The sequence below is a fragment of the Gorillibacterium sp. sgz306347 genome (assembly GCF_059735245.1).
Window position 1 is genome coordinate 29,567 of sequence record NZ_JCAPET010000034.1, and the last position, 18,868, is coordinate 48,434.

The 18,868-nt window shown below is 53.2% G+C and carries 14 protein-coding genes and 1 pseudogene; 3 read left to right on the forward strand and 12 right to left on the reverse strand.

The genetic code is table 11. The features are described 5' to 3' along the window. The first annotated feature begins 87 nt into the window (after nucleotides 1–87). Entirely contained in the window at nucleotides 88–996 is a 909-nt protein-coding gene (locus AC6I6H_RS16845; protein ID WP_497955143.1) for an NAD(P)/FAD-dependent oxidoreductase, read from the forward strand. Nucleotides 997–1,397: 401 nt separating this feature from the next. After that, a complete protein-coding gene (locus AC6I6H_RS16850; protein WP_497955158.1) occupies nucleotides 1,398–2,162 on the forward strand; it encodes a class I SAM-dependent methyltransferase in 765 nt (254 codons plus the stop codon). Nucleotides 2,163–2,735: 573 nt separating this feature from the next. On the opposite strand, the pseudogene AC6I6H_RS16855 reads toward AC6I6H_RS16850, so the two are convergent. From AC6I6H_RS16855 to AC6I6H_RS16875, 5 genes and pseudogenes are all read right to left on the reverse strand, one after another. Continuing rightward, nucleotides 2,736–3,536 (reverse strand): annotated as a pseudogene (locus AC6I6H_RS16855) (phosphotransferase family protein). Nucleotides 3,537–3,677: 141 nt separating this feature from the next. Then, nucleotides 3,678–4,199 carry an ankyrin repeat domain-containing protein gene (locus AC6I6H_RS16860; protein ID WP_497955144.1) on the reverse strand — a complete coding sequence of 174 codons (522 nt, stop codon included), beginning with the start codon at nucleotides 4,197–4,199 and terminating at the stop codon, nucleotides 3,678–3,680. Between the two features lie 110 nt (nucleotides 4,200–4,309). Further along, complete coding sequence (locus AC6I6H_RS16865) at nucleotides 4,310–4,636, reverse strand: DUF2798 domain-containing protein (RefSeq protein WP_497955145.1); 327 nt, start codon at nucleotides 4,634–4,636, stop codon at nucleotides 4,310–4,312. A gap of 16 nt (nucleotides 4,637–4,652) precedes the next feature. Continuing rightward, the gene (locus AC6I6H_RS16870) at nucleotides 4,653–5,225 is read right to left on the reverse strand and encodes a nucleotidyltransferase family protein (protein WP_497955146.1); all 573 of its coding nucleotides are present in this window, start codon (nucleotides 5,223–5,225) and stop codon (nucleotides 4,653–4,655) included. Nucleotides 5,226–5,323: 98 nt separating this feature from the next. Continuing rightward, entirely contained in the window at nucleotides 5,324–5,782 is a 459-nt protein-coding gene (locus AC6I6H_RS16875; protein ID WP_497955147.1) for an NUDIX hydrolase, read from the reverse strand. Between the two features lie 833 nt (nucleotides 5,783–6,615). Here AC6I6H_RS16875 and AC6I6H_RS16880 point away from each other — a divergent pair. Beyond that, entirely contained in the window at nucleotides 6,616–12,711 is a 6,096-nt protein-coding gene (locus AC6I6H_RS16880; RefSeq protein ID WP_497955148.1) for a phosphodiester glycosidase family protein, read from the forward strand. Between the two features lie 156 nt (nucleotides 12,712–12,867). Here the strand turns inward: AC6I6H_RS16880 and AC6I6H_RS16885 are convergent, their stop codons facing one another. From AC6I6H_RS16885 to AC6I6H_RS16915, 7 genes are all read right to left on the reverse strand, one after another. After that, complete coding sequence (locus tag AC6I6H_RS16885) at nucleotides 12,868–13,425, reverse strand: DUF4256 domain-containing protein (protein ID WP_497955149.1); 558 nt, start codon at nucleotides 13,423–13,425, stop codon at nucleotides 12,868–12,870. A gap of 70 nt (nucleotides 13,426–13,495) precedes the next feature. Continuing rightward, entirely contained in the window at nucleotides 13,496–14,203 is a 708-nt protein-coding gene (locus AC6I6H_RS16890; RefSeq protein ID WP_497955150.1) for a DNA alkylation repair protein, read from the reverse strand. A 141-nt stretch (nucleotides 14,204–14,344) separates the two neighbouring features. After that, complete coding sequence (locus AC6I6H_RS16895) at nucleotides 14,345–14,905, reverse strand: SF0329 family protein (protein WP_497955151.1); 561 nt, start codon at nucleotides 14,903–14,905, stop codon at nucleotides 14,345–14,347. 24 nt (nucleotides 14,906–14,929) lie between these two features. Continuing rightward, nucleotides 14,930–15,919 (reverse strand): tRNA dihydrouridine synthase, encoded by a 990-nt coding sequence (locus tag AC6I6H_RS16900; protein ID WP_497955152.1) that lies wholly within the window; start codon nucleotides 15,917–15,919, stop codon nucleotides 14,930–14,932. A 305-nt stretch (nucleotides 15,920–16,224) separates the two neighbouring features. Continuing rightward, a complete protein-coding gene (locus AC6I6H_RS16905) occupies nucleotides 16,225–16,509 on the reverse strand; it encodes a hypothetical protein (RefSeq protein WP_497955153.1) in 285 nt (94 codons plus the stop codon). Nucleotides 16,510–16,663: 154 nt separating this feature from the next. After that, complete coding sequence (locus tag AC6I6H_RS16910) at nucleotides 16,664–18,328, reverse strand: M56 family metallopeptidase (RefSeq protein ID WP_497955154.1); 1,665 nt, start codon at nucleotides 18,326–18,328, stop codon at nucleotides 16,664–16,666. 9 nt (nucleotides 18,329–18,337) lie between these two features. Then, nucleotides 18,338–18,691, reverse strand: a complete 354-nt coding sequence (locus AC6I6H_RS16915) for a BlaI/MecI/CopY family transcriptional regulator (protein ID WP_497955159.1) — start codon at nucleotides 18,689–18,691, stop codon at nucleotides 18,338–18,340. Between the last annotated feature and the right edge of the window lie 177 nt (nucleotides 18,692–18,868).

An 18,868-nucleotide genomic window follows, 5' to 3' on the forward strand; every position in this document is an offset into this window, starting at 1 on the left:
CATGAAGTCTCTAATTGCCAAGCGGCGTCTAATTACAGATATAAAATATCTTTAATATCTTTTAAATAAGGTGGAGGAGATGAAGGTATGCTCTATGATTGCGCGATTGTCGGAGGAGGGCCCGCGGGTTTAAATGCGGCGCTGGTGCTTGGCCGGGCGAGACGAAAGGTGGCGCTGTTTGACGACAGCCGGCCGCGGAATGCCGTGACGCATGCGTCGCACGGCTTTCTGACGCGTGACGGGGTTCAGCCGGCCGATTTTCGGCGCGCCGCCTACGAGGAAGTGCTGCGATATCCTTCCGTCCGGCATTGGCCGGCGGAGGTGACGGCTCTGGACAAAGCCGAAGGGATGTTTGTCCTTCGCACCTCGACAGCCGTGGAAGTGCGGGCCCGGAAGGTGATCCTGGCCGCCGGATTCAAGGAGGCCTTGCCGGAAATCGAAGGGATTCGCGAATTTTATGGAAAAAGCCTGTTCAACTGTCCCTTTTGCGACGGTTGGGAGCTGCGCGACCGACCGCTGGCCGTCGTTTCGGACAACCCGGGCGTGTTTCACAAAATCAAATTGCTGCTGAACTGGAGCCGGGATTTGGCTGTTTGCACCCATGGGGGAAAAAGCTTGACGGCTGAGCAGCGGCAGCAGCTGGCCTCCAAAGGCATCCGGATCGTGGACACGCCTGTTGCCGCTTTTTCCGGGCGGGACGGCGAATTGGAGCGGGTGCATTTTGCGGACGGGACGTTTCTTGAGCGAAGCGGCGGATTTGTGGACCCGGTTCCGGTACCCAATGCGCGGTTCGAGCATGTTCTGGGCTATCAAATGACGGGTAACGGAGGGATCGAAACCGATGCGATGGGCCGGACCACCGCGGCAGGCGTATATGCGGCCGGAGACTCGGCCTATGTGATGCCTTCGCAGCTGATCTATGCCGCCGCTTCCGGCAGCAAGGCGGCGATGGCGGTCGTAGCGGATTTGACGGAAGAGGATTGGCGGGCGGGATGAGAGCGGGGCAGAAGCGGACCCAAAAAGGATAAGCTAAAAACAGTTGAACGATAAAGGGGAAAGCGTCGATGGAAATGGCAAATGAACCATTTGCCCCACAGGGGCATTCAGAGGAGCATGACCGGGTAGCGCGGCCGGAAAGGCTCGCGGAAGCGCAAGACCGGCTACAGCCACCGGGCCGGCAGGGGGAGGGCCCGGCGCCGCAGCCTTCGGACAGGCGCATGGAGGCGGGCGGCCTGATGCGGCCAGCGCCAACGGACCGGCGCACGGAAGCGCAAGGCCCGATGCAGCCGTCAGACGGGCATGCCGAAGCGCAAGGCTTGGTGCAGCCATCAGACGGGCATACCGAAGCGCAAGGCCCGATGCAGCCGTCAGACGGGCATACCGAAGCGCAAGGCCCGATGCAGCCGTCAGACGGGCATGGAGGGGCACAGGGGAGGAAGCCGGATGCGGTTGTCAGGCTGGGGAGAGGTGTCTTGTCCCTGCTGCAGCCCCGGCCCGGGGAGCGGATTCTGGATGCGGGCTGCGGAACGGGGGAGCTAACGGCCGAACTTGCCGCCGCCGGAGCGGTCCCGTACGGCATCGACCTTTCGGAAGACATGGTGAGCCGGGCCCGGGAGAGGCACCCCGGTCTGGATTTTCAGGCGGCAGACCTGTGTCACTACCGAACGGATGTCCCTTTTGACGCCGTGTTCTCGCATGCGGCTTTGCACTGGATGCCGGACGCACCCGCAGCCGCCCGCTCCATCTGGCTGGCACTCCGGGAAGGCGGCCGCTTTGCGGCCGAATTCGCCGGGAGCGGCAATGTGGCCGCGCTGACCACAGCAATTGAGCAGGCGCTGGAAGCGCACGGGTATACGGGCGCGGGGCGGAGCCCGTGGTATTTGCCGACCATTGGCGAGTACGCGGCCCTGCTGGAGAAGACCGGCTTCCGCGTCATGTTCGCCCGGCACTTCGACAGCCCGTCTCCGCTTAAAGGAGAGGCCGGGATCCGGCGCTGGCTGGACAGCTTCGCCGGGTACTTTTTCCCGGACGTCACGCCGGACGACAAGGTATCGATCTACCGCGACATCGAAACCCGGGTGAAGCCGCTCCTTTTCCGGGATGGGCAATGGATGCTCGACACCCGCCGCTTGCGGATCTTCGCCGTCAAACAAACGGTTTGAGCGCACAGCCGCGCCGGCCTTGTACCCGTCACATCCGACGGTTGGCAGGGGCCGGCCGGTTTGGGGATAGGCGGGGCTGACCTTTGGCGATTGGCAGGGGCCGGCCGGTTTGGCGATTAGCCCTTTGGCGATAGGCGGAGGCTGGCCCGTTAGACGGTTAGCGGCAGACGGAACGGTTTGATTCGGTGCGCAGTTTAGGGAGCGGCAGTCGGTTCGGCAGGGAAGGGGGGAGCGGAGCTCATGCCAGAGAGACCAAACGGAGCATTTCCGGACCCGGCGATAAGGCAGACGGAAGCCGAAAAAACGCTAACGGTTGTGAGCGGGCTTATTTCGGCCAAAAACACTCTTTTCCAAATCTAACGGTTGCCACAGAGGCTATTTCGCTCTTTTGCGGTGATTTCGGTTCATTTTCCCCCCAATAAGCTCGCTCACAACCGTTAGAAATTCCAACCCCGGTTTTTTGGCCAAATAAGCTCTGTGGCAACCGTTACAGTTTTCGGCTCCCGCTTTTTGGAACCAATAACCGCAACGGCAGCCCGTTAACGGGAGGAAGCCGGGCGGATCGCAAACCGCTCAAAAGAATTCATACAGACCGTTTGCGAAATACTCGAATTCGGCCTCGGTGATGATCTTTTCGCCATAGCCGTCGAAGAAAGCGCACCGGTCTTCGGGCGTTTGAAAAAGGCCGGGCTTTGGTCTTACGGCGAGTGCCGCATCGAAGCGGGGATCACCGTATGCCCCGCCGCTCCAATCGATTATGCCCGTTACCCGGCCCTCATGCACCAAAACATTGTCGATGGTAAAATCGCCATGAATCAGCACAGGCTCCACACTACGCGGACGCTCGTATTTCAGCTTCTCCAGCAAAGCCGGGCTTCCGTCAACTTTGCCATGGCGCAAATGAAAGCCGGCTTATTCGAGCATCCGGTCGAGCCATTTTTCGCCGCTCTTCAGTTCATCGGGACACGGCGTTTCGTGCAGCTTGCGCAGAGTTGCGCCGAAGCGGGACAGAAGCGTCCGTCTCGCTGCCCGGTCGGCTTCCCGGGCCATTGCGGTGCGCAGCGATTCCCCGGGCAGGCGTTCCATTAGCAGCCAGGCTTGAATTCCTTCAACCTCGTCCTCATGGCGCACAAAGTGATAGACTCTCGGGACGGGGAGCGGCGCCGGGGACAGAGCATCCAAAACGAAGGCTTCCCGTTCCAGCCAATCCGAATAGCGCTTGCCCCGGGTTCTTTTTAAAACGGCGCTGCCTTTGGCGGACGCAATGATTCCGACATCGGACGTATGCCCCTGCCGGAGGAAAAGGATGCGATCAATCCGCCCCAGCCTTTTCACGATTTCATGCGGGATGTCCTGCTCCGTAATCGGGTTCATCCTTTTGCCTCCTATAAGATGTCACGGCCGTGCCCGTCCGGGCTCCAATGAGTCCCGGTAAGTTGGCTATGCGCCCGACGTTTTTCGTGTAAATGGAATCTCCGCCGCTGCGTAGACCGGGAGGCTAAATCATTCCGCCGCTCAAAGCCGCGCGCCGTTCTGCCGAAGAAAGTCCGCCGCCATATGGTTACCCTGCTGGACGGCCAGCGCCAGGGCCGTTTCCCGGCCTTCCCGTCTCGCGTTGACATCGGCGCCATGCTCGATCAGCAAACGGATCAGCTCCGGGTTATCGTCATGGAAGGCAGCGCTGTGGAGAGCGGTATGCCCGTTGCTGTCAAAAATAGCGGGCTGCGCCCGGTAAGCCAACAGCACCCGGATCACTTCCATATCGCGCTCTCCCGCAATGGCGGCATGCAGGGCGGTATTGGAAGGAATGTAAGCGATCCTGGAATGGGAAACCGCATTAACGGAGGCGCCGTGATCCAGCAGAACCTGGACCGCTGCCTTTTGCCCAAAATGCGCCGCGTATCCCAAAGGAGTCAGCCCGTCCCCGTTTTCCACATTGGCCAGCTGCAGACAGGCGTTCAGAAGGTTCTTCAACCGCGTGGCATCGCCCGTCTGAGCGGCCTGAAAGACCTCATTTGTCATTTGCTCCAGCTCCATCGGATTCCCCTCGTTTCGTTTATCGTTTCCCTACTCTACTACATAAGCGCCGCCTGAATCCAGTTCTCGGCTCCCCGGCTCTTATCCCCGGCTAATTGCTCTTCGCCGGTTTAGTGGGCCGCAACACCGTCCACAGCCACAGCCTTCTTCCGAAAAAGAACCCCGAACAGAAACCTTACGAAAGGCTGAATCAAAAACAGCTGGGCGAAAAAGGCGAAGGGAAAGTTAAACACTATCTTCTGCATCCAGTGGGCCAGAAATTCCGAGGTAAAGCCGTCGTACAGGATCGTGGGCACAAAGCTCATCATCGGACACATCAAACTGACGGTTGCGCAAATGATAGCGGTGGTCACCGCATAAGGCCTGTCCTGGCCGGGATTGACCACTCGGAAAGCCAGCTGCAGCGACAGCGGCCCCGCTACAAACAGCTGCAGCAAAAAGGCGAACACAAACTCAATGCATATGAATGACGGTTAGCTTCGGCCAAATTCCCTGCCAGTTCTTTTTCCGGATACGCCTCTCGTATACTTCGGCCCGCTCAGGGGAGGTCAAAAAATAGGGGGAAGGTTTCAATTGCAGCTGCAGGACATCCCGAACTCCGCAGGGTGCGGTGAAAACGATGTTGTTGTACGCGTCGAGTTTAACGCCCAAGGCGGTGGCGGTTTCCGGAAATTTGGATATCGCATCGACGGATGACGTAAACGGAGGGCTGGCGTTTACCACATGCATCCTTGCTTCATTTTTGACGGACCAGGGGAGATCGGGGCGGATGGTTTTTAACCGGGCTTCGTGCTTTTTTTCCGTCGCCTCGCGGATATCGCGTTTATCAAAGTAAATCACATCGATGTCCGGCAGCGGCGTTCGTTCCTCAAATCCATGGAGCGCGTCCCAGATTTTTGAACGAACAAACCCGGCGCACACCCACCAATCGGGCAGCTCCAATGTTTTTGCCGCCTCCAGAATCTCCATCATCCATCGGTCTTCCTGGATCAGTTGAATGATCTCTTGCTCGCCGGTAAGCTCCACTTGGTCACCTCGGGGGTAGGAATGAATGTTCTTATTACACCGCTCAAAAAGGGTAACCGGGCTCTCAAAGCCGCAGGGAATCCGGAAATTCTACTTTTTCACAAGCCTTCAGCCAGCTTTTCGTTGCCGCATCCATGAAGCTTCGCCTGTTCTGCTCTTCTTATACTCTCCTTGGTCCAAGGAGGAGCTTGGGGATGATTCAAAATTTCATCGCGGGTCATCCAGTGAACGGCTTCGACCTCATCGGGGCTTTTGATATGCGCTGTGCCTTGGTCATCTTCACATAGAAAGACCACGTTTATCACATTCCATCCGCTGTCCGTCACAAAAGAGGAACTGTACACAAACGTAACCTCATCCTTGATCTCAATGCCGACTTCCTCAGCAAGCTCCCGTTTTATCGTCCGCTCCAGGATATCAAGTGTGGTACCCTCCACATCGACTTTACCGCCCACAAGAGACAGGGTGCCCCCTGCATGCTCTTCCTTGGCACTTCGCGTAATGAGAAGCCATTTATCCTCTCGGTTAATGGCGCCTTCCACGTTAACGATGAACAATTTCGCTGCTCCTTTCATAGCGGATTTTCCACACCTGGTAAAATAACGTATAGTAGATAGTTTAAAGTCCTAGAGAGAAAAAGAGAAGTGTACCGGTGTCCGTGATACCGGAGCTTTAAAAAATGAGACATGGTTGTGGTCGTCTATTGGCGAAAGGGCAGTGAGAGCGGAATTTCCACCCTCCAGAGACTACCCGCTCGCAGGGGAGGGGACAGGAAGTACATTAAAGCAACTAATCATCCGAAAAATCGCCATATTTGAATAAATAAGTGCATAGAAGCACTTCTTTCTGCCGTTTTCTCCGAATATCGCCCTCTTGTGAGAGAATAGTTGCGCATATGGCACTATATCGCGATAGACACCGAAAGTCATTGGAAATAAGTATCGATTCGCACGTATTTACCTCGCCCTCTCCGGATCATCGTTTCGCGCATCCGCAGCCGCTCTCCTTCTCAACTGGTAAACCTGATGAGGCCTCTCTTCCCATAGTCGATATCAGGTTGCAAACGGTTCGTGGCAACCGAAGAAAACGAACCCGTCCAATGCTCCCTTTTGGATAACATTTAATTGCTTTATCCGCTCACCAAGCCTTGGGGACCAATCCCGAGGCTTTCTTTTGTGGGTTGTAAGCGGGTAGTAGAAGACCCTTACAATTAATATTTATTTTCAATATTAGACGCCCTAATCTAAAAAGACCAATTTATTCAAATTTATCTTATTGGTATCTTCATATACCGAAGACGTTTAGTTAACACACCGCCAGTAAAATAGATTCGGTAACAGTGATAGGAAAAGATTGGAACAAACCATTACTTCCAGGGAGGAATACTTACATGATGCACGTGCAAGGCCGGAAGTGGCTCGCAGTCATACTTGCGGCACTTCTGCTATTCGGTAACTTGGGAGCGACGACCGTCTCGGCTGCTGTCAGCAGCGAAAGTGCGGCTCAGGATCAGGAGCATCCCGAAGCACCCGCTGTCACTTCAGTCACCTCTGCCACCTATGCCAATCCCGTTTGTCCGTCCGAAAATTCATCTTATGTTGTGAATAATAACGGCATGTGTCTGGAAATAGCCGGATTCGACGCTGCCGTAACCGGTAAAGCCAGCTTGTACACCTGGAAGTCCGGTCCAAGTGTTGTCATCAACGGAAATTATGGGGTTTCCCTATTCGTCGATGCTAGTGGAACGCTGGTCAAGTACATAGATTACTTCGGAAAAGAATTTACAATGGAAAACCCGGCAGGCACAGCTCTTGCGGATGGCGGGAATTATCCAAAATCGGGCCTGACGGTGCCGGAAAACGGCTATCTCATCTATGTGCCGAATCCCTCTACCGATGAACAAGGGCGTGATTTGCGTAAAGCAGTGCTTGGAACGCTCCCCCCGGAACAACCGGGCGGTCCCGTTCCGAACTTTGTCGGGGGTATGCTGGGCGAGACGATGACGGCCGTTAACTTTACCCTTGAGCCGCAGCCCGAAGAGAGTACGAAGGTACTGGCGGAGGAGCAGGTGTCCGGGGGCATTCATTACCAGGAAAAGGACATCGCCTTTTTCAATCGGACCGACCAGCGCCAACGGGTCAACCAGTTGGAGATCAACTTGGCGGAGCCGAACACAAAAGTGATCAGCAGCAAAGCGAGGGACCGTGTTGTCGCTATGGAGACGGTGCCTGCCCAGGTGCAGCGCGAGACGATCCGCGGCAACCGCGTCGTCGCCGCAATCAACGGAGATATGTTCGGCACCCAGAACGGCATCAATATGGGCCTTCAGGTGCAGGACGGCAAGCTGCTGATCAACCATGCGAGCGATGCCTCCGCCAATGTATCACCGGCTTTTTTTATCGATGAAAACAACATGCCCCATATCGATACGCTCACAATGAAGGGCGAGCTGACGGCCGACGGACAAACCGCCGCCATCGACAGCCTGAATCGCAATGAGAATGTAAACGACAAGATCGCGCTCTATACGCCGGTTCATTCGCCTAACGGGAAAATAACCTTTAGCAGCAGCGCAGCCTATGCTTCAACTGCGGCTTACGCCGTTATCCGGACGAATGCCGATCCGGCGGAGCTTCAGCCGGGCGTTGCCGTAACAGGAACGGTTACTTCAATCGCCGATAACGTCAATAATGTGTCCATTCCGTCAGACAGCGTAGTCATTGCTGCGTTTGGCTCGAAGGCCGACTGGCTGCGCGCAAATCTGCCGGCAGAGCAATCCGTAACGTTTGCATTCAACCTGTATCAAGGCGAAAATGAGCAATTGAACAACGGCATCACCACCGCTGTCAGCTCTTACAGCTGGCTGATCAAGAATGGCAAAGCGCTGACGCAGGCGGAGCTGCTGAATATGGGGTACTCTTCCTCGCTCGTTGCCACGCCGAACGCGCGAACCGCTATCGGCATCACCGCAGAAGGACGCCTCCTTGCCGTCACAGTGGACAAAGCGAGTACTCTGTTCAATGACAGTGACGGCATGACGCTGCCGGATTTGGCTTCCTATATGCAAAGCCAAGGCGCCATTGCCGCGATCAATCTCGACGGCGGCGGCTCGACGGAGATGATGGTGCGCAGAAGTGGCTCCAGTGCGCCCACTACCGTCAATCATCCGAGCGACGGCGGTTCGCGCCAGGTAACGAATGCCCTTTTGTTCCTAAGCCAGGCTCTTCCGACCTCTGAAGTCGGCAGCGTCATCGTGGACTACCCGATCAAAATTTATACCGGGTCCACTTACAAATTTGGTTATCGTGTCACGGATGTAAATGGCAACCCGTTCTTGCCGGACACGAAGCAAGGAACATTCGCGTCGACGATCGGCGAAATTGATCAACAGGGCCTTTTCACCGCGAGCGGTGAAAGCGGCACAGGCAAGGTAACGGTAACGGTTGACGGCGTAACGGGGGAGGCGGCGGTTGAAGTCGTAGACACGATCCAATCCCTGTCGTTCGTCCAAACCGGCGACCTCATTTTGCAGCCGGGCGATGTGGTTTCCTTTGCATTGAAATCGCTGGATGCCGGCGGAAAATCCATTGTACTCGACCCCTCGCTTGTAGAGTGGAAGCTCGACCCCTCGCTCGGTACAGTGAGTCCGTCAGGCGAGCTGACCATCACGGCGCAATCCGGAGCAGGCCAATTGACGGCGACAATCGGCGGTCAGACAGCGACCGCTCACGTAATCGTTGGTCTGGAAGAGCAGGTGATCGACGATTTCGAAACGTATGACATTACCGGCTATCATGTCGGCGGCTATATGTACAATCAGCAAAATCTTTACGGTTCGCCTGACAGCGATAACCCTTCTTTCTCGACGGCTGTCAAGAAATCCGGCGATCAAAGCCTGAAGATCGACTATGATACCGCCAATTGGAAACGGGTCTATAACGGCACCATCAATATCATTCCGCACTGGTATTACGCAACGGGCTCCGCGACAGGAAAGTGGAGCAACGAACTGGCTGATCAAATGCTCGAATCGTACCGTACTGAAGTCCGCCCGAAGAAGTTCGGCTTGTGGGTGTATGGGGATGGAAAGGCACCTTGGCTGCGCTCCATTTTCAAGGTGAACGGAGCGAACAAAACAATTGACATTGCTTCCAAGGTGGATTGGGTAGGCTGGAAGTATCTCCAGGTAGACATTCCTCAAGAATGGGAACTGCCGATAACGTTTAACTATCTTTATTCCGTTGAAACGAACAAAAGCATTCCGGACTACAGCGGAACGATTTACATCGACGATTTGAAGTTTATCTACACCGACAAAGTGCAGGATTTCACCGGACCTTCGTTCAGCGGCACAACGCCGGCGAAGAATACGGTTTACAAACCAACGTTCGATTTCATGACAAAAGTGAAAGACGACCTTTCGGGCATCAACAAGAATACGATCCGTGTTCTGGTAAACGGCGAGCCTTATGCCTATACCTTTGATGAGACAACCGGGCAGTTGAAAGTATCGTTTTCCAATCTGTCCGAAGGCGAGTATCGTTTGCAGATCCAGGTGTCCGACAACGCCGGCAATGAATCGCTGCCCGGCATCGACCGAGTCCTGCGTGTCGATTTGTCACCGGACGCCGATAAGCCTGTTGTCAGCGACTTCGTGCCGGATTCGCGCGTAACGGTGCGTACGCCGGTGCCGCGCATAACATTCCGCCTGACGGATGAAAAGAGCGGAGTCGATCCCGAGACGGTAATGGTGCAATTGGACGGCACCCCGCTAACGGTAGAGTATGACGCCGCTACGGGTTGGGGCTATGCGATGCCGGAGGCGACAATCCCGGATGGCAGTCACAAAATTTTGCTTCAAGCCAAGGATGAAGCGGGCAACCTGCTGGAGACAACGCAAGAGTTCAATCTGGTTGCGGTTCAGCAGCCGAAGGACCCGAATCAATTTAATATTTCTATCGTTCCCGATACGCAAGGCAATGCCTTTACGGAGGCGATCTACAAAAAGGTAGCGGAAGAGGACACGGAGCTGGTGCTGCATGTCGGCGATATCGTGGACACCGGAAACGACGCGGATTATCAGGTGAGCCACCGTCTCGTCAAGCAGTTTGTGACAAAACCGTTTTTCGTTATCCCGGGCAACCATGAAACGTTCCAAGGCGATTTGAGCAATTTCTATGCCCTGTTCGGCATGCCGACCTTCCATTTCGACTATGGCAATACGCTGATCATCGGGTTGAACTCGGCTTACGGCCAATCGATCAAAGCATCCGATTCTACGCAGTTTGATTATTTGCAGCGGCTGCTGAGCGAGAACAAGAAGAAAAACGTGCTCGTTTACAACCACGTGATGACCAAGGACGACTTTGGCACGCTTCACGAGATGGCGGCTGATGAGGCGGCCAAGTTCGAAAGCATTTTGGGCGACTACAAGAAGCTGCGTCCGGATGTAAATATCGACGTTGTATTTGGCCATTTGCATACGCTGCAGCAATGGAAGAAGGACGGCGTCACGTACACCATATCGGGCAATGCCGCGAACAAAGCCTACGTCAGCCATGAGAATGGAGATATTCTTGGCTCCGGCATTATGAAGGTGACGAATGAGGGAATGCAGTATACGTATGCTCCGCTGGTCGGCGAAGTCTACTTGCGCAATCCGGGCCTGCAGCAAGACCAACTGAGCCTGGTGGAAGGCGCGAGTTCCCAGCTGGACCTTTATGGAAACTTCAATGTCTATCCGAGCAATTACTTGGCGAAGATCAGCTCATTCCCGCTCATCGGCATTGATTGGAAATCCGATGCGCCGGATATCGTCTCCGTCGATCAGAACGGGTTAATCCGTGCGGTCGGGTCCGGAGCAGCGCATATTACGGCAACATCCGGCGGCAAGTCGCATACCATTGCCGTCACAACCGTGGCCCAGGACAGCATCAAGCCGATCAAGCTGGAGTTGTTTGTTGACGGACGCATGGCAACCTACAGCATGAAGGTTCCGACCGTTACGGCAACCGATGCGCTCGGGAACCGCTATGCGCTGAACAATGCGCTGGTTGAGTGGAGCTTCAAAGAAAAGCTGATTAGCCTGAACGACAGCAACGACTTGGTAGCGGGCGGTCAAATTGGTACCGAGGAAATTACCGCAACCTTTGGCGGCCTGTCCGCAACCGCAACGGTGGAGGTGTATCGGGAGCCCGTGAGCGGAGGAGGCATTTACCCTCCGGCAGTGCCAGATGCGCCGGTTCCTTCTGCAGAACCAAGCGTTGAAGACATCGGCGGCGTCATCCAGGCAACGGTAAAAGCGACGGCCAAGCTTGATACCGACGGCAGACAGACCATAACCATAACGAATCAACTCATTAAGCAAGCGCTGAATGCATTAAAGGAGCAGTCCGCCGAAAAGAGGACACGCGTTCGTTTTGCTGCCGAAGGGGCGGAAGACGGTCTGATCGGGCAAGCAGCCTTCCATCTCCAGGCAGCCGATGTAAACGAGCTGCTCCAGGAGCCTATTGATGCGGTTGCTTTCGACACCGGCAGCCATTCGGTAAGATTTGACCGCAAGGCGCTGACGGCTATTGCGGAAAAGGCAGCGGGCGAGGTTATTGTTTCGATGAAGAGCAGGGAAGAGGGACAAGCTGCCGGCGCGGGTCATCCCGTCGTGGAATTGACCGTAACGAACGACGGGCGGCCGGTCGCTGCATTTGGCGGCGGATTCGCTGACGTGAGCGTAGCGTACACACCGGCGGCAGGCGAGGTGCAGGAAGCCATTGTGGTCTATTATATGGACAATTCCGGCCGCCGAACTCTGGTGCGCAACGGCCGGTACAATGCGGAGCAAGGGACCGTCGACTTCCGGACGCAGCACTTCTCCACGTATGCGATCGGATACGTGCCGTTCCGCTTTACCGATGTCCCGAACAATTACGCTTATGATGCCATTGCCTACCTGACTGCTCGCGGCATTGTTGCCGGCGTTGCGGAAGGGCAATTCGCCCCGACGAACCGGATCACGCGGGCGGACTTCACCGTCATTCTCGCCCATATCGCTGGCGTCGACCTTGCCGAATACAGCAGCGTTTCCGCCTTCACCGACGTGAAAGCGAACGCCTACTATGCGCCGGCCGTAGCATGGGCGAACAAGGAGGGAATTGTGACCGGCATCGGGGCGGGGAAATTCGCGCCGAAAAAGAACATCTCACGCGCGGAGATGGCCGTGATGATCCACCATTTCGCATCGGTTATGAAGCTGGAGCTGCCGGTCACATCCGGCCACGCGGAGTTTGCCGATGCGGCTGAGATTCCGGCTTACGCCTCCCAAGCCGCAAAGAGGATGCAGCAAGCCGGCATTCTCAGCGGCAAAGCAGGAGGCGGACAGACCGTGCTCTTCGCGCCAGGCGATCTGTCCATGCGCCAGGAAGCCGCGACCATGCTCGCGCGGCTTATGCAAATGATGCAGACGGGGACAGAGGAAGCGTTCATCCCATAACAGCGTTCGGCCAATAAACGGTGCCCTCCCCAAACTGGCATGGGGGAGGGGCTAATGAAAAAGCACCCCTTCGTAAAATCATCGGCCACCCGGGACGGTCCGATGAAAACGAAGGGGTGCGTTTTTTATGGCTATTCAAGAGATGGTGGGGGAGCGTCAGACCCGTAGCGAGCCGCGGAATCCTCTGGCGCCATAGTACGATTCGGCTCCATTGTGGTACATGAAAACCGTGTCGTAGCGGCGGTCGCAGAAGATGGCCCCGCCCAGCTTTCGGATCGCATCGGGCGTTTTCACCCAGCTGGAGGTTTTCTTGTCAAAGCTTCCGAGCTTCTGCAGCTCCCGGTATTGCTCCTCCGTCAAAAGCTCAATGCCCATGGCGGCGGCCATGTCAACCGCGCTGGTTTGCGGTTTGTGTTCTTTTCGGGACTCGAGCGCTTCCCGGTCGTAGCAAATGCTACGGCGGCCTTTGGGGCTTTCCGCAGAACAATCATAAAAAAGGTATTCGCCCGTCTCCTTATCGAAGCCAACCACATCCGGTTCTCCACCGGTTTTCTCCATTTCATGCAGCGACCACAGTTTTTCGGCCGAGGCTTCGAGCCTGGCCTGAACAGCGGGCCATTCAAGTCCCGGATGACGGTCCATGTTCTTTTCAAACCGGACCTTCAAGGTCCCGAGCAGTTCTTCGCGTTGCTCCGGTGCCAATTCTTTTGTCATGGGGATACCTCCCTTATTAGCGGCTCTTGTAGTTTACCATGAGTACAGTGCAGCGGCTCGCGGATGGCGCTTAGCACCTTACATGTTTGCGTTTGAAGCCGATTTGCCCTTTATCTACTGCCTTTTGGATGTTGGCGAGAGCGTGGATGGACTTGCTTTTGGTTTTGTCCCGATTGACTTCGACCGGGCCGACGGCCCTGGCGGTCTTAACCGCTTCTTCATGGAGCGGCAAATACGATACCGCCACCGTGTAAATAAAATTGTTCATCGCGTATTTTGCTCGTTCGGGAGCGTCATGAATCGTTCGCTCCGCCAGGTCAAGCATACCGGCCATTTTGTCCTTGGCAAATTCGCCGTCCGGACGGTTCCCCAACAACCAGCAGTAACAGCTCCAGCCAGCCGACATTCTCAACTCTTCGCCGCTTGCGATCCATTTGTCGGCGACCACTTGCGCGATGGCGGCTTCCGCTAAAGTGACGGCAACCACATAATCGGAAAGCATATAAAAATAAGCGGCGTCCATCCAACGGTCGTAATCCGCCTCCGACATCGCATTGGGGTCTGCAATAATGCCGGCAAAGTACATGGCGTCGTAGTTTCCGGTTGCGTAAAGCTGCTCGGCCAGAGGCTGATTGATTTTTGTTTTTTTGAAAAGGGGCTTCATCTCGCCGGTCGCCACGCCGAAAAGCGGTTCATGCGCGCCGTTGGAAAGGTACATTTTCTTGAGCCGTTCCTTGCCGAGCGCCTCCAGCTCCTGCATGACCGTTTCCAAGTCCATTGTTCCAGCACTCCTTTCGCCGTTGCGTATGTTGAATTAAGAACGTTTCCTTTGTTCCCAGTTCATAGCCAAACCAATCATAGATCGTAATCAAACTATCAAGCCCTCCTTTTTTACAGGGAGTACAGGTTTAAAGGAATGTCATTGCCGCAATTCATAAAAATACTGCACCGCCGGATGCTTTGTCGCCATCTTCTCGGACATGGTTATAATCCGTTTTTTTCCAACCCTCCGGTCCACCAGAGCAAGGATATTCAATAGGATCTCCTTGCTTTCCAGGCTCTCCTCTACAGAGGTCGTTAAGAATTTATTAGCCACAACGATAAAATTGGATTTGCTTAAGGAAGCCTGGGCGGACAAAAGCTCTTTGGCATGTTCCGAGCGTTTTCTGCTTCGGGCCATTACGAGTAAACGATCCTCCGGCACGGGCCCCTTGGTATCTTTTCTAACCGCCTCAATGTCGTCGCGGGTGACAGGAAGTTGAATGTCCGGATCATTCTTGATTTCCAGCTCCGTTTGATACCATTTGATAGGGCTCGTTTTCTCACTCATTTGGAGCACATTCTTTTTATCTACCAAAAGATAACAAAGCCCTGATTTATCCGGTAAGTAACGGTAACCCGGTGCGCGGTATTCGACCCTTCCCTTTAACGCGGGACTGAGAAAGCCCTCCAGCTGCTGCTTCAATTTGCTCCAGGACATGAATTCCCCTCCACACGTTCTTTTCTAGATTCCGCGTTCTTCCGCCCCGTCATATTCCTTATTGCCAAATTCATCGAGCAGGGCGCGCACTTCGCTTGTGGACTTTGTGTTCATCAAGCTGGTTCTTAATTCACTGGCCCCCCGGAAGCCGCGGACATATATTTTGAAGAATCGGGCAAGAGGGCCGAACGAGCGCAGCTCCTGGGCTGAATATTGATCATGGAGATCCAGATGCAGCCGCAGCAAATCAAGCAACTCCCCGCTGCCGTGATCCTTCGGCTCCTTCTCAAAGGCAAACGGATTCTGAAAAATGCCGCGTCCAATCATAATTCCATCTATCCCGTATTGCTCGGCGAGCCTGAGGCCGGTCTGGCGGTCCGGGATATCCCCGTTAATGGTCAGAAGGGTATCGGGTGCCACCTCGTCGCGAAGCTTCTTGATTTCCGGAATGAGTTCCCAATGAGCGGGTACTTTACTCATTTCTTCTCTGGTGCGCAGATGAATGGACAGGTTCACAATGTCTTGTTGCAAAATATGGGTTAACCAGCCGCGCCATTCGTCTATGGCGGTAAAACCGAGCCTTGTTTTTACGCTGACGGGCAGTCCCCCGGCTTTCGCAGCCTGGATGATAGCCGCTGCGGTTTCCGGGCGGCAGATCAGGCCGCTTCCTTTTCCATTCTCCGCTACATTCGCTACAGGACAACCCATATTGATGTCGATGCCTTTAAACCCTTCCTTCGCCATGCCGATGCTCATTTGACGAAAGTGCTCCGGCTTGTCTCCCCAGATATGGGCGACGATGGGCTGTTCATCCTCTGTAAAAGTCAAACGCCCGCGCACACTGTGGTTCCCCTCCGGGTGGCAGTAGCTTTCGGTATTCGCAAACTCCGTAAAAAACACATCCGGTCTGGCCGCTTCGCTTACGACATGGCGAAACACAACATCCGTCACATCTTCCATGGGCGCCAGTATAAAAAAGGGCCGGGGCAAATCACGCCAGAAATTAGTTGTCATCTCAAAAACCTCTCTGTAAATAGTTCAGGTTCGGCAAGTTCATTGCAGCCGTAATTGACGACTTCAAAAACAAATAGACCGCCTTGTCCAAAGGAAACGGTCTATCTCATGACTGCTATTCCGAAGCCGCCGGCCTTAAAAGCGGCTATTGCAAACGGGGAATCGTGTCGTGCAAGGCTCTCTTTACATGTTAGGCTATTTCTGCCTTTATTATAACATGGCAAAAGGAAATTTCAATCCAAGCACCTTTGGAATGGTTACCCGACCATATTGGTAAATTAGCCAATAGAGAAATGAATGCCTATCTAAAAAATGAATCGTTCCTCTTCAACGGTATTCCTTACTGGGAATAAGAGGGGCTCGCCGCCCCTCTTTGCTATTTCCGCCAATACCTTCACATCTATTCCACCAGTAAAGACCTGCTTTGGTGAATCTCCTTTCTGCGAAAGGCTGTTTTCACTCATTTCAACCATTAGTCTCCAGACGATGCCGTTATCCTCGGAATGGACCAGATCTCTCAAAACAGCACGCAGCCCGAACTCATTCCATACAACAGCCGTATAAATAAATGGCTGGTTGTTTACTCCCATTTTCCGATCGGGATAGGCGACACCCTAAGGATATACGAAACTTGTAACAATATGGAACAAGGCATATTGAAGTATTTTGAACTTATCGGATATACAAAAGGCGCCGATATTGGGATCGGCGCCGATTGGTTTTCATAAAAACGGTAGGTCCCCTTTAGTTCGTCACGATAAAGTTAGGTAAATTTTTTTCAAGATACTTCATTCTCTCCGAATAATCTTGTTTTGCATGAGTTTCCGAAAGGATATTGTTCGACACTAACAAGTCATAAAAGGATTTCAGCATCTGGGCGGATACAGCGGAAGTAATCATCATTCTTTGACCGTCGATCAGAACCGAAGATATTTTTTCAGGCTGTATAAGTTCAATCTGAACGCCGTTCCTGTCGATTATGAAATACATCTCCTTCTCATTTTCATACACGAAATGTTTTACTTCTGCCCCGTTCGCCAGGCGACTCTGAACTTCTTTCATTGAATAGCCCGGAATCGGATCATTTATCAGCAGCCATTTTGCAAATTCTTTTGCATCGACTTTATCGGTATCATATTTTTTCCAAACCGCGCCATTATCTTTGCTTATCTGTACTGTGTTATCCAGCATGACACGAAGATAGATTTCATTGTCCATATAAACGGCACGATACTTTGAAGCCATAAGGCTGTCTATCAACTTCGGTACATCATATTTCCTGTTGAATGATAAATCGTGCGGCATTAAATCGGTAATGGCGGCACCTTGAGATAATGCGGGCACTATTTCGGTTGTGATGACACCTTGATATAGCGAGGGCTCACTATAGGCTATAGGTTCGTCGACACCCGTAAAAGCATCCGTTTTGTCCGATGCAGAAGTCGCAAAGATAATTACGACACCGGCTACAAGCCCAATAGCGAGCAGCATCGTGGCGATCGTGATTTTCTTGGTTTTCATGATCGATAGAATCCTTTCTTCGGTTGAGTTTTTGGAAAAGCTATTCATCATCGGCGACAAACCGACTTTCTTTTCTTCCAAACGGACAAGTGCCCTGGCATAAGTAGCTTTCGTGTTTTCCCCAAATTTTCGTAGGACGGTTTCATCACAGAATAGCTCGATATCGCGGTTGGCAAGGATATACATGACCCACACAATAGGGTTGAACCAATGGACGCATACGCAAGTGGCAAGAATCCATTTTTTTAGTGTGTCGAATCGCTTGATGTGCGTAAATTCGTGGGTCAGAATGAGCGCAAGCAGTTTCTCATCGTCAAAATCTAGATTTTTCGGCAAGAGTACGACAGGCCGACAAATACCGTAGGTAAGCGGAGTTGAAATATGATCCAGCTGCCTGATTTGAACATTTCGCCATAACAAATTTGAATGCTTCCATTTTCTTATAAAATCGTTTCTCATGGGCACAGCCATTTTGTAGATTTTGCGATACCTTAAATGCGGAATGACAAAAAATAAAGCACATAACGTAAAACCAGCGATCCACACCCATGCAAAAGGCGAGAGTTGTGAAGCCGTCTTCAATGGCATAATCGGCGCGGTCAAATGGTCTGTAATGGGTGGCATGATTACCGTAGTGTCATTAATAAAGGTGGAGCTTTCCGGCGCGGGAATCAATTTTGGCGTCGTAAACACTCTGCTTAAATGTTCCGCTGCCGTAAATATACTAAATGGCGATGGAACGGAAACAGGGACAAGCAATTGAACGAATGCAACACCCCAAAGAACCATAAAGGTCATTTTGGGCAGCTTGTGAATAAGCAAAGACCGTAAGAAAACAACTGCAAGAATAAAGACGGAAGCCGAGATGCTTATTTGAAGCAACGACATTCCCTCACCTCATTCCATGCTGTCGATAAGACGTTTCAAGCGGCTAATTTCTTCTGTCGACAGTCGTTTCTGTCCCAACAATGAAGCAATCAGTCTGTCGGGGGCGCCATCATACAGTTTATTTATCAGTTCCGTTGTTTCGTGTTCTTGTGCCTGCTCTCGTGTAACAACGGCATGGCAAACGAAATTAGGCTCATGCCGCTCGATCGCCCCTTTATCAAGGCATCTTTTGATGACGGTATACGTTGTTGTTTTACTCCAGCCTACTTTTTCTTTTGCAATTTCTGCAATTCGCTTTGCGGGGGTAGCGCCTTCTTTCCACAAGATTTCCATAACAGTAAGCTCGCTATCGAATAGCTTCATAACCAAATGAAAAAACACCTCGTTCCTATATATTCTACTGCTGTAGAATCACATATCAACATTCTACTGTAGTAGAATCGTTTTGTCGATAGAGACCTCTCTTACACCCGTTAGCCACCCATGCCCTGGCGTGGGCACCACAGAAAATGAAAATAAAGTTGCGTTATTTCAGGGTGG

Coding starts and splice junctions, on each gene's coding strand:
- AC6I6H_RS16845 (WP_497955143.1), top strand. CDS start 88: ATGCTCTATGATTGCGCGATTGTCGGAGGAGGGCCCGCGGGTTTAAAT.
- AC6I6H_RS16850 (WP_497955158.1), top strand. CDS start 1,398: ATGCAGCCGTCAGACGGGCATGGAGGGGCACAGGGGAGGAAGCCGGAT.
- AC6I6H_RS16860 (WP_497955144.1), bottom strand. CDS start 4,199: ATGGAGCTGGAGCAAATGACAAATGAGGTCTTTCAGGCCGCTCAGACG.
- AC6I6H_RS16880 (WP_497955148.1), top strand. CDS start 6,616: ATGATGCACGTGCAAGGCCGGAAGTGGCTCGCAGTCATACTTGCGGCA.
- AC6I6H_RS16885 (WP_497955149.1), bottom strand. CDS start 13,425: ATGACAAAAGAATTGGCACCGGAGCAACGCGAAGAACTGCTCGGGACC.
- AC6I6H_RS16890 (WP_497955150.1), bottom strand. CDS start 14,203: ATGGACTTGGAAACGGTCATGCAGGAGCTGGAGGCGCTCGGCAAGGAA.
- AC6I6H_RS16895 (WP_497955151.1), bottom strand. CDS start 14,905: ATGTCCTGGAGCAAATTGAAGCAGCAGCTGGAGGGCTTTCTCAGTCCC.
- AC6I6H_RS16900 (WP_497955152.1), bottom strand. CDS start 15,919: ATGACAACTAATTTCTGGCGTGATTTGCCCCGGCCCTTTTTTATACTG.
- AC6I6H_RS16905 (WP_497955153.1), bottom strand. CDS start 16,509: ATGGGAGTAAACAACCAGCCATTTATTTATACGGCTGTTGTATGGAAT.
- AC6I6H_RS16910 (WP_497955154.1), bottom strand. CDS start 18,328: ATGTCGTTGCTTCAAATAAGCATCTCGGCTTCCGTCTTTATTCTTGCA.
- AC6I6H_RS16915 (WP_497955159.1), bottom strand. CDS start 18,691: ATGAAGCTATTCGATAGCGAGCTTACTGTTATGGAAATCTTGTGGAAA.